Raw genomic sequence first — 10,444 nt, 5'->3', positions numbered from 1 at the left:
CCCCCCGCACCTCCGGTTTCCGGGGCAGCGGCGTGTCCGAGTACGACAGTCAGAGTACGCACACCTGTCACGGATCGCGGAGGACATGGCCAAGAAGGACGGGGCGATCGAAGTCGAGGGCCGAGTCGTCGAGCCCCTGCCGAACGCGATGTTCCGCGTGGAGCTGGAGAACGGACACAAGGTCCTCGCCCACATCAGCGGCAAGATGCGGCAGCACTACATCCGGATCCTCCCTGAGGACCGGGTCGTGGTGGAGCTGTCGCCGTACGACCTCACCCGCGGCCGCATCGTCTACCGCTACAAGTGATCGACACCAACACCAGAGGACGACGGACGTGAAGGTCAACCCGAGCGTCAAGAAGATCTGCGACCACTGCAAGGTGATCCGCCGTCACGGCCGGGTCATGGTGATCTGCAGCTCCAACCTGCGTCACAAGCAGCGTCAGGGCTGATCACCCGGTTCGTCGCGGTCTCCTGACCGCAAGCAACACCGAAGAACTCGACGCACCTACCGCGCCATACGGGCGCAACCACCCCCGGATCCAGGCCGGGGCCCGGGCAGCGAAACAGCCGGGACGGGCGTCGACCAGACCTGGTTCAGCAGGACGACAGGAGTACACCGCCGCATGGCACGTCTCGCCGGCGTCGACCTCCCCCGCGACAAGCGGATGGAGATCGCGCTCACCTACATCTTCGGGATCGGACGCACCCGGTCCAAGGAGATCCTCACGGCCACCGGGATCAACTTCGACCTCCGGTCCAAGGACCTGACCGACGAGGACCTCACCGCGCTCCGCGAGTACATCGAGGGCAACCTCCGCGTCGAGGGTGACCTTCGTCGTGAGATCCAGGCCGACATCCGCCGCAAGATCGAGATCGGCTGCTATCAGGGGATCCGGCACCGCCGGGGCCTGCCGGTGCGCGGCCAGCGCACCAAGACCAACGCCCGCGGCCGCAAGGGACCGAAGAAGACGGTCGCCGGCAAGAAGAAGGCAGGTAAGAAGTAATGCCGCCCCGTACCCGCTCCGCCGGTGGACCCAAGAAGGTCCGCCGCAAGGAGAAGAAGAACATCGCGATGGGCCACGCGCACATCAAGAGCACCTTCAACAACACCATCGTGTCGATCACCGACCCGGCCGGTGCCGTCATCGCGTGGGCCTCCGCAGGCCACGTCGGTTTCAAGGGCTCGCGCAAGTCCACCCCCTTCGCCGCGCAGATGGCCGCCGAGAGCGCCGCCCGCAAGGCAGCCGAGCACGGCATGAAGAAGGTCGACGTGTTCGTCAAGGGTCCCGGCTCCGGCCGTGAGACCGCGATCCGTTCGCTGCAGGCAGCCGGCCTCGAGGTCGGCACCATCTCCGACGTCACCCCGCAGCCGCACAACGGCTGCCGGCCGCCCAAGCGGCGCCGGGTCTAGGGAAAGGGAGTAACAAGACATGGCTCGTTACACCGGACCCATGACCCGCAAGTCCCGCCGGCTCAAGGTCGACCTCGTCGGCGGCGACCAGGCGTTCGAGCGTCGTCCCTACCCGCCCGGCCAGCACGGCCGGATCCGGATCAAGGAGACCGAGTACCTCCTGCAGATGCAGGAGAAGCAGAAGGCCCGTTTCGCGTACGGCGTGCTGGAGCGTCAGTTCAGCCGCTACTACAAGGAAGCGGCCCGTCGCGAGGGCAAGACCGGCGACAACCTGCTGCAGATCCTCGAGTGCCGTCTCGACAACGTCGTGTACCGCGCGGGCCTCGCCCGCACCCGCCGCATGGCCCGCCAGCTGGTGAACCACGGCCACTTCCTGGTCAACGGCCAGAAGGTGGACATCCCCAGCTTCCAGGTCTCCCGGTACGACATCATCGACGTCAAGCCGAAGTCGATCAACACGGACCCGTTCATCATCGCCAAGGAACTCCTCGGCGACCGTCCGGTTCCCGCGTGGCTGCAGGTCGTTCCGTCGAGCCTGCGCATCCTGGTCCACCAGTTGCCCGAGCGTGCGCAGATCGACACGCAGGTCACCGAGCAGCTCATCGTCGAGTACTACTCCAAGTAGTAGTCGCTCGACACCCCCGGCTCCGCAGGGAGGGGCCGGGGGCTTGCTGCGGCATCAAATAGCGGTTGCCGCAGGCCTGAAGGAGGCACATTCCCATGCTGATCTCTCAGCGCCCCACCCTGACCGAGGACTCGGTCGTCGACACCCGCTCCCGGTTCGTCATCGAGCCGCTCGAGCCGGGCTTCGGCTACACGCTGGGCAACTCGCTCCGGCGCACGCTGCTGTCCTCCATCCCGGGGGCGGCGGTCACCAGCATCCGCATCGACGGCGTTCTCCACGAGTTCACCACCGTCCCGGGGGTGAAGGAGGACGTCACCGACATCATCCTGAACCTCAAGGAGCTGGTCGTGTCCTCCGAGGAGGACGAGCCGGTCACGATGTACCTGCGCAAGCAGGGCCCCGGACCGGTCACGGCGGGCGACATCGTCCCGCCCGCCGGCGTCACCGTGCACAACCCGGACCTGCACATCGCCACGCTGAACGACAAGGGCCGCCTCGAGGTGGAGCTCGTCGTCGAGCGGGGTCGTGGCTACGTCCCGGCCATGCAGAACAAGGCCACCGGCGCCGAGATCGGCCGCATCCCGGTCGACTCGATCTACTCGCCGGTCCTCAAGGTGACCTACAAGGTCGAGGCCACCCGTGTCGAGCAGCGCACGGACTTCGACAAGCTCGTGCTCGACGTCGAGACCAAGCCGTCGATCACCCCGCGGGACGCGCTGGCCTCGGCCGGCAAGACCCTCGTCGAGCTGTTCGGGCTCGCCCGTGAGCTCAACGTCGACGCCGAGGGCATCGAGATCGGGCCGTCGCCGCAGGAGGCCGACACCATCGCGGCCTTCGCGATGCCGATCGAGGAGCTCGACCTCACGGTCCGCTCCTACAACTGCCTCAAGCGCGAGGGCATCCACACCGTGGGTGAGCTGGTGGGCCGCAGCGAGGCCGACCTGCTCGACATCCGCAACTTCGGTGCGAAGTCGATCGACGAGGTCAAGATGAAGCTCGTCGGCCTCGGGCTCGCGCTCAAGGACAGCCCGCCCGGATTCGACCCGTCGGCCGCGGCCGCCGAGTACGGCGCCGACGGGTTCGACCCCGACCAGCCGTTCGGCGACGACGGCCAGGACTACGCAGAAACGGAGCAGTTGTAGCCATGCCTCAGCCCACCAAGGGGCCCCGCCTCGGCGGTTCGCCCGCGCACCAGCGGCTGATCCTGGCCAACCTGGCGACGTCGCTGTTCCAGCACCGCAAGATCACCACGACGGAGGCCAAGGCCCGCCGCCTGCGGCCCTACGCCGAGAAGCTGATCACCAAGGCGAAGCGCGGCGACCTGCACAACATCCGCGAGATCGCAAAGGTCATCCGCGACAAGGACGTCATCCACGCCCTCGTCCACGAGATCGGCCCGTTCTTCGAGGACCGTCAGGGTGGCTACACGCGCATCACCAAGACGCTGCCGCGCAAGGGCGACAACGCCCCCATGGCCGTGATCGAGCTGGTGTCGCAGAAGACCGTCACCGACGAGGCCAACCGGGCTCGTCGCGCGGCGGCCTCGCAGCAGGCGGCCGCTGCGCCGGCTCCGGCGGCGGAGGAGGCGGCCGAGACCGCTGAGACCGCCGAGACCACCGACGGCGCGGCCGAGGCCGCTCCGGAGGCGCCGTACGGCGAGGGCAGCCACGCCCCGCTGGACGACGTGAACGAGGCCCCGGAAGGCTTCGAGATCAAGGGCAACGCCGACTCGATGCTGTACCACGTCCCCGGTTCGTCGTTCTACGACCGCACCGTGGCCGAGGTGTGGTTCGCGACCCCGGAGGCCGCCGAGGCCGCCGGGTTCGCGCTGCCGGCGTCGCAGCAGGAGAAGGACGAGTCCTGATCCACCCGCATCACCCGGCCGAGCCCGCCGTCCTCCCGGACGGCGGGCTCGGCCGTTTCCGTCTCGACCTCGGCTACGACGGCACCGACTTCTCGGGGTGGGCGATCCAGCCGGGCCTGCGCACCGTGTGCGGGGTGCTCACCGACGCGCTGAGCACCGTGCTGCGCGAGCCGGTCCAGCTCACCGTGGCCGGGCGCACCGACGCGGGCGTGCACGCCACCGGGCAGGTGGCACACGCCGACCTGCCCGCGTCGCTCGACACCGCGTGGCTCGTCCGGCGGCTGGCGCGGCTGCTGCCACCGGACGTCCGGGTGCGCACGGTGACCGCCGTGCCCGACGCGTTCGACGCCCGGTTCTCGGCGCTGCGCCGTCACTACCGCTACCGCGTGGCCACCGCGCCGTCCGGGGCGGAACCGCTGCGCGCCCGCGACACGCTCTCCTGGCCCTTCCCCGTGGACGTGGAAGCGATGAACGCCGCCTCGGTCCGGCTGCTCGGCGAGCACGACTTCGCCGCCTTCTGCAAGCGCCGCGAGGGCGCCACCACCGTCCGGGAGCTGCAGCGCCTCGTCTGGAGCGTGGATGACGCCGCGGTCGTCACGGCGGAGGTGTCGGCCGACGCGTTCTGCCACTCGATGGTGCGCAGCCTCGTCGGGGCGCTGCTGGACGTCGGCAGGGCCCGCCGCACGGTCGACTGGCCGGCATCGCTGCTCAGCCGCGGTGAGCGGGCGAGCGAGGTGCCGGTGGCGCCCGCCCACGGCCTCGCGCTGGTGGGCGTCGACTACCCGTCGGACGAGGAGCTGGAGGCGCGGGCGGCGGTCACCCGCAACGTCCGCACCACGGCCACCTGACCCGCATCCCACCGCCCGGCCCCGCGAGCCCACACGTCCGGGTGCGCGAGTCGACACCCGCCGGCGCACGATCACGGCGCGACGGTCCGTCCGTCGGCCGGTCAGGGCCGCCCGCTGGCCGTGTTGCCGGGTGGGGGCGGTGTTGCGGGGGTGTTGCGGCTCGGGGCGCGGCGTTGTCCCGCTGCTGCCGGCGGGGAAGAGTGGTCCGGTGGCCACCGATCCCGCCGGAATGCTGGACGTCGCCGTCGCCGAGGCCCGTGCCGGTCTCGCCGAGGGTGGCATCCCCATCGGCGCCGCCCTGTTCTCGGTCAACGGCACGCTGCTCGGACGCGGCCACAACCGCCGCGTCCAGGACGACGACCCGTCCATGCACGCCGAGACCGCCGCCTTCAGGAACGCGGGGCGGCAGCGCGACTACCGCAAGACGATCATGGTGTCCACGCTGTCGCCGTGCTGGTACTGCTCGGGCCTGGTGCGCCAGTTCGCCATCGGCGCGGTGCTGGTCGGGGAGGCACGCACGTTCCACGGCGGGCACGACTGGCTGGCCGAGCACGGCGTCGCCGTCACCGTGCTGGACGACGAGCGCTGCGCCGGGATGATGACCGACTTCATCGCCGCCCGTCCGGAGCTGTGGAACGAGGACATCGGGGAGCCCTCGTGACGATCCCGACGGTCGACCTGGCGGCCTGGCGTTCCGGTGACCCCACGGTGGCGCCAGCCGTCGATCTCGCTTTGCAGCAGGCCGGGTTCCTGCTGGTCACCGGGCACGGCGTCGACGACTCGCTGCGCGCGGAGGTGCGTGCCGCCGCCCGCCGGTTCTTCGCCCTGCCCACGGAGGTCAAGCAGTGCTACGCCGCGCGCATCGGCGGCCGTGGCTGGCTGGCGCCGGGCGTCGAGGCGAACGGGAACGTGGAGGGTGGGGAGAACCCGCCCGACCTCAAGGAGTCCTTCGCGGTCGGGCCCGACACGCCCACCGGCGACCCCGCGGTGGACGACATCTGGTTCCCGGCCAACGTCTGGCCCGACGAGGTGCCTGAGCTGCGGCCCGCCGTCGAGCGCTACCTCGCGGCGATGACGTCGGCCTCGCGCGACCTGCTGGAGCTGTGCGCGGGCGCGCTCGGCCTGCCGCTGGACACCCTGACGGTGCTGGCCGGGCACCCGACCTGGACGTTCAACATCAACCGCTACCCGCCGCTGACGGAGGTCGGCGAGCCCGCGCCCGGCCAGTTCCGGATCGGGCCGCACACCGACTTCGGCACCGTCACGGTGCTGGACCGCGAGCCGGGGGCGGGCGGGCTCCAGGTCGACATCGCGAACGCGGGCTGGGCCGACGCGCCCTACGACGCGGGTGCGTTCACCGTGAACATCGGGGACCTGCTCGCGCACTGGACGGGCCTGCGCTGGCGCTCCGGCAGGCACCGGGTCCTGCCCCCGCAGCCGAACGCTCCGCACGAGGAGCTCGTGTCGCTCGTGTTCTTCTTCGAGCTCGACCACGACGCGTTCGTGACGCCGCTGGCGCCGCCCCTCGGTCGCCGTGACGACCTCCCGGCCGTGGTGTCGGCGCCGTTCCTGAAGGAGCGGCTCGACGCGATCTCGGTGGGCTGACCTTCTCCGAACGCCCACGAGGACCGGGGTCGCGCGGCTACCGTCGGTCGGTGTTCCCAGGGAGCGCCACCCGGGCCCCGGCCACCCGCGACCAGGCCGACGCCTACCGCTTCGGCCTGCGCCGGATGGAGGCCGCGCTGGTCCGGGGCGACCCGGTGCCGCTGCACGAGCAGATCCGCGCGCAGCGCCGGGCGTCGCTCGCGGGTGTGGTGCTCGGCCTGCTCGGGCTCTGCGGCACGGCCGTGTACGCGGCGTTCGTGCCGAGCCCGAACTGGCGGGCGCAGAGTGTGGTCGTCGGGGCCGGCTCCGGGGCGATGTACGCGGTGGTGCACGGCCCCGACCGGCTCGTACCTGTGGCGGACCTGCCCGCGGCCCGGCTCGTCCTCGCCGCGCTTGGCGATCCCGACGCCGGCCGGGCCACACCCGAGATGGTGCCCGACGCCTCCCTCGACGGGGCGCCGCGCACCCCGACCGCCGCCGTCGCGGGTGCGGTGGGCGTGCGCACCGGCGCGATGGCGGCGGGTTCGTGGGCGGTGTGCGACGAGGTGGACGCCGACGGTCGCGTGCGTGCCACCACGGTGGTCGGAGGCGCCGCGCTGGCACCTCACCCGGGTGTCGATGTCCTGCTCGCCGGACCGGACGACACGACGTGGCTGGTCACGGGCGGAGCGCGGCACCGCGTCGACACCGGGGACGGCCGGCTGCGTGCGGCGTTCCGGCTCACCGACGAGCTGCCGCGGGCGGCCACCGCGGCGCTCGTGTCGTCGCTCCCCGAAGGGCCCGCGCTCGCCACACCCGAGGTGGCGGGCCGGGGCGATCCCGCGCCCGCGGGAGTGCCGGGCCGGGTCGGTGACGTGCTCGTCGACCGCCCGGTGCACGGCGGCCCGCGGTTCCTCGTGGTGCTGCGCGGCGGTCTGCAGGAGGTGCCCGCGGTGCTGGCGGAGCTGCTGCGCGTGGCGTCCGGCGCGCGGGAGGTGCGGCCGGTCGACGCCGACGTGCTGGGCACCGCGCGATTCGTGGACGACCTGCCCGTGGCGGGCTGGCCCACCGCCGCGCCCCGGCTGCAGGAGCCCGACCAGGCCCCGGTGACGTGCTGGACGTGGAGCGTCGACGGCCCGCCTGCCGGCGGAGTGTGGACGGGCACGGCCGTCCCGTCGGCGCCGGGAGCGGCCACCGTGGCGCTGGCCCAGGCCGACGGCACCGGCGAACGCGTGGACGCCGTCACCGTCGGTGCGGGCGGGGCCGTGCGGGCCACCGCTCCCGGGCGGGCTCCCGGTGCCGGGCCGCTGTGGCTGGTGTCGGGCAGCGGGGTCGCCTCGGGCGTGGCCGACGACGCCACCGCCGTCGCGCTCGGCGTCACCGCTGCCGGCCCCGCCCCGGAGGCCGCGCTGCGGCTGCTCCCGACCGGCCCGGTGCTCGACCTCGCGCAGGCGGGGCGGGTGGTGGACGTCCTGCGGTCCGGCTAGCTCACGCCGGCCCCGTGGGGCACTGTCGGAGCGGCCCGGCACCGGGAGCCCGACGCGAGGAGGCGGTGTTCGCGGTCGCCCGGATCGCGGTATGGGATCGCCCTCGCGCTCGGGGAGCACGCCGAGCCGGCCCCGCGGTTCCGCGCGTCGGGGGCTACATCGGTCCGCGGCGCGGCTGACGTCCTGCCGGCCTGCGGCGCAGCAGGCACGCGGCGACGAGCGCGGCCACCAGCAGCGCCTCGACGGCCGGGGCCGGGGCCGGGGCGTGCGGCGTCCCGCCCGTGGTTCCGGCGATGTCGGCCGTCACCACCTGCCCGGGGGCGACCGACGGGGCCAGCACGTCCGGCACGGCGGTGAGGGCCGCGACCGGGTCGACGACGCCGTGCCCCAGCGCGCGGCTTCCCGGGGCGCGCCGGGCCGTGGCGAGGATCCGGTCCACCACCTGCGCGGCGGTGAGTCCGGGGAACCGCCCGCGCACCAGGGCGGCCAGGCCGGCCACCCGCGGCGCGGCGAAGCTCGTGCCCGCCACTTCCGTGGTGCCCCCGCCGACAGCGAGCGAGCGCACCCCCGTGCCGGGCGCGGCCACGTCGACCCACGGTCCCGGCACCGTGAAGGCGGCGGGCGCGTCGTCCGGGCCCACGGCGCCGACGGTCAGGACATCGTCGCCGTACCAGCCTGGGAGCGACACCTGGTCCCCACCGGCCGTGCACGATCCGGCGCCGGTGTTGCCGGCGGCCGCGACCACCACCACGTCCGACTGGGCGGCGAGGCGCAGGGCCGCCTGGATCGCGGCGCCCTGGGTGGCCGCCTCGGCGGCGGGCAGGCACACCGCCTCCGAGATGTTGACGACGCCCGCGCCCTCACGCACGGCGAGGACGACGGCATCGGCCAGTGTCCTGACGTCACCGGCCGGGCGTGCTGCGCCGTCCGGGCCCGGTACCTCGAACGACGGGCTGGACTGCCGGATGGAGAGCAGTTGTGCGTCCGGGGCGACGCCGACCACCCCGTCGGATCTCGGGCCCTCGGCCGATGCGGCCAGCAGCCCCGCCACCGCCGTGCCGTGGCCGTCGCAGTCGTCGAGCCCGTCGCCGCCCGCCACGTAGTCGCCGCCGCCGCGCAGCCGCGCGCCGAAGCGCGGACCGGGCTGCACCCCGGTGTCGATCAGGGCGATCACCTGCCCCGCGCCGGTGGCGAAGCGGTGGGCCGCGGCGAGCTGTGAGCGGTCCGCGTCCGGGGCGACCGTGGGCGGGGTCGCGGCGGGTGGGGTGCAGCGCTCGGGCCGGCGCAGGCCCTCCACAGCGTCGGGACGGACGCCCGGTGGCGCGGCGGCCGTGAGCGGCGGGGGGACCGGGTCGTCCGTGGCCTGGCGGGGCAGGCGGGTCCCGAGCAGCGGCCCTTGCCCGGCCGGCGGCGCCGTCGTCAGGGGCGCTGTCCTCAGCGGCGGGGTCCTCAGCGGCGCCGTCCTCAGCGGTGGCGGACGAAGCGACGGCACCGGGCCAGCCGCCGTCACCGGGCGGCCCGGTCCGTCGGCATGTCCGACAGAGGGTGCTGTCGACACGTGGGTCGTGGCCGGTTCGACGGGCCGGGACGCCGCGTGCGGAGGCAGGCCGGGGTGCACGGTCGGAGCCGTCAGCAGGACCACCACCAGCACGGCGATCCGGGTGAGCACCGGCCGTCACAGCCCGCGGACGAGGCCGAAGAGGTCCATCGCGGCGAACGCCAACGGCACCGCCGCCGCCACGAGCAGGCCCTCGACCAGGTCGATCGCGCGCCGCGATACCGGCGACGCCCCGGGGGTCGCGCGCCCCGCGGCCACCAGCCCGGCACCTGCCACGACCAGCAGCGCGACGGCCGCCGCCGCGCGCACCGCGGAGCTCGCCGGGGCGGCCAGGGCAGCGAGCACGACGCCCGCTCCGATCGCGGCCGACACGGTGACGAGGGCGGGGGCGACGTCGGCGTAGCCGCGGGCGCGCAGGACGAGCACCACGACCACGACCCCGGCGAACGACGGTCCGGCCCACCCGCCCGCGGTGGCCGCGAGCACGGCCCCCGCGGCGGCCACCACCGAGCAGGCTCCGGCGAGACCGGCGAGGAACCCGCGGGCGAGGTCGGCCCGCTCGGCCAGCTCGTCGGGCGGGAGGACGTCGACGTCCGCGTCGCCCAGCTCGGACCCGTCGGCGGGCACCACCGGGCGCGGCAGCCCGGCGAGCCGGAGGGCGATGCGGGGCAGCAGCGGCCCGGCGACCACCGCCACCGCCGCGACCAGCGCACTCGCCGCCGTCGGTACCTGCCCCAGCTGCACGCCGACGACGCCTCCGGCGGCGAGGACCGCCGCGACGACCGTGCCCACCAGCACGGGGGCGACCACCCGCAGCAGGACCTGCGCCACCGCAGCCGCGGTGCCCGTCGCCGCGACGGCCACCAGCGGCGCGGATCCCGGTGGCACCGCCGTCCACCCGGCCGCGCCCGCCAGCGGAACGGCGGCGAGGGCCGCGGTATGGGCCACGCCGAGCGTCGGACCGGATCCGCGCACCAGGTGCGCCGTGTACGCGAGCGCGGCGACGGCGGCCGTGGCGGCCGGCAGGGCCGCCACCCCCGCGCCCGGGCCCGCTCCGGCCATCA

Annotated in this window: 11 protein-coding genes and 2 pseudogenes; 11 read left to right on the top strand and 2 right to left on the bottom strand. The window is 74.0% G+C overall.

Going from position 1 to position 10,444, the window contains the following annotated elements; genetic code table 11:
- Positions 1–85 precede the first annotated feature (85 nt).
- From infA to eccB, 11 genes and pseudogenes are all read left to right on the top strand, one after another.
- Positions 86–307 (top strand): translation initiation factor IF-1, encoded by a 222-nt coding sequence (infA, locus tag JWR81_RS19055; protein WP_010541191.1) that lies wholly within the window; start codon positions 86–88, stop codon positions 305–307.
- Positions 308–335: 28 nt separating this feature from the next.
- On the top strand, positions 336–452 hold the full coding sequence (gene rpmJ / locus JWR81_RS19050; RefSeq protein ID WP_297654315.1) for a 50S ribosomal protein L36: 117 nt from the start codon (positions 336–338) through the stop codon (positions 450–452).
- Between the two features lie 174 nt (positions 453–626).
- Positions 627–1,007, top strand: coding sequence for a 30S ribosomal protein S13 (gene rpsM / locus JWR81_RS19045; protein ID WP_297654306.1), 381 nt, complete (start codon positions 627–629; stop codon positions 1,005–1,007).
- Positions 1,007–1,414: a 30S ribosomal protein S11 gene (gene rpsK, locus JWR81_RS19040; RefSeq protein WP_297654303.1), complete on the top strand. Its 408-nt coding sequence runs from the start codon at positions 1,007–1,009 to the stop codon at positions 1,412–1,414. The genes rpsM and rpsK overlap by 1 nt, the downstream gene beginning before the upstream one ends.
- A 19-nt stretch (positions 1,415–1,433) precedes the next feature.
- The gene (rpsD, locus tag JWR81_RS19035; RefSeq protein ID WP_297654300.1) at positions 1,434–2,039 is read left to right on the top strand and encodes a 30S ribosomal protein S4; all 606 of its coding nucleotides are present in this window, start codon (positions 1,434–1,436) and stop codon (positions 2,037–2,039) included.
- A gap of 95 nt (positions 2,040–2,134) precedes the next feature.
- Positions 2,135–3,181, top strand: coding sequence for a DNA-directed RNA polymerase subunit alpha (locus JWR81_RS19030; RefSeq protein WP_297654297.1), 1,047 nt, complete (start codon positions 2,135–2,137; stop codon positions 3,179–3,181).
- Between the two features lie 2 nt (positions 3,182–3,183).
- Positions 3,184–3,687: pseudogene (gene rplQ / locus JWR81_RS19025) on the top strand (50S ribosomal protein L17); the annotation flags it as partial.
- A 215-nt stretch (positions 3,688–3,902) separates the two neighbouring features.
- Positions 3,903–4,751, top strand: a complete 849-nt coding sequence (gene truA, locus JWR81_RS19020; protein WP_297654327.1) for a tRNA pseudouridine(38-40) synthase TruA — start codon at positions 3,903–3,905, stop codon at positions 4,749–4,751.
- Between the two features lie 229 nt (positions 4,752–4,980).
- On the top strand, positions 4,981–5,412 hold the full coding sequence (locus JWR81_RS19015) for a nucleoside deaminase (RefSeq protein ID WP_297654324.1): 432 nt from the start codon (positions 4,981–4,983) through the stop codon (positions 5,410–5,412).
- Positions 5,409–6,356 carry a 2-oxoglutarate and iron-dependent oxygenase domain-containing protein gene (locus tag JWR81_RS19010; protein WP_297654294.1) on the top strand — a complete coding sequence of 316 codons (948 nt, stop codon included), beginning with the start codon at positions 5,409–5,411 and terminating at the stop codon, positions 6,354–6,356. The genes JWR81_RS19015 and JWR81_RS19010 overlap by 4 nt, the downstream gene beginning before the upstream one ends.
- Before the next feature lie 50 nt (positions 6,357–6,406).
- A complete protein-coding gene (eccB, locus tag JWR81_RS19005; protein WP_297654291.1) occupies positions 6,407–7,822 on the top strand; it encodes a type VII secretion protein EccB in 1,416 nt (471 codons plus the stop codon).
- A gap of 154 nt (positions 7,823–7,976) precedes the next feature.
- Here the strand turns inward: eccB and mycP are convergent, their stop codons facing one another.
- Together mycP and JWR81_RS18995 are read right to left on the bottom strand one after the other, a co-directional pair.
- Positions 7,977–9,119 carry a type VII secretion-associated serine protease mycosin gene (mycP, locus tag JWR81_RS19000; RefSeq protein ID WP_297654288.1) on the bottom strand — a complete coding sequence of 381 codons (1,143 nt, stop codon included), beginning with the start codon at positions 9,117–9,119 and terminating at the stop codon, positions 7,977–7,979.
- Positions 9,120–9,497: 378 nt separating this feature from the next.
- Positions 9,498–10,444: pseudogene (locus tag JWR81_RS18995) on the bottom strand (hypothetical protein); the annotation flags it as partial.

This window comes from Pseudonocardia sp. (assembly GCF_025965585.1).
Lineage (GTDB): Bacteria > Actinomycetota > Actinomycetes > Mycobacteriales > Pseudonocardiaceae > Pseudonocardia.
Note: the sequence above shows the minus strand (reverse complement) of the source record. Positions and strands in the feature narration are given on the sequence as shown.

Excerpts from the sequence above, each read along its gene's own strand:
- infA (WP_010541191.1), top strand. The coding sequence starts at position 86 with ATGGCCAAGAAGGACGGGGCGATCGAAGTCGAGGGCCGAGTCGTCGAG.
- rpsM (WP_297654306.1), top strand. The coding sequence starts at position 627 with ATGGCACGTCTCGCCGGCGTCGACCTCCCCCGCGACAAGCGGATGGAG.
- rpsK (WP_297654303.1), top strand. The coding sequence starts at position 1,007 with ATGCCGCCCCGTACCCGCTCCGCCGGTGGACCCAAGAAGGTCCGCCGC.
- rpsD (WP_297654300.1), top strand. The coding sequence starts at position 1,434 with ATGGCTCGTTACACCGGACCCATGACCCGCAAGTCCCGCCGGCTCAAG.
- JWR81_RS19030 (WP_297654297.1), top strand. The coding sequence starts at position 2,135 with ATGCTGATCTCTCAGCGCCCCACCCTGACCGAGGACTCGGTCGTCGAC.
- JWR81_RS19015 (WP_297654324.1), top strand. The coding sequence starts at position 4,981 with ATGCTGGACGTCGCCGTCGCCGAGGCCCGTGCCGGTCTCGCCGAGGGT.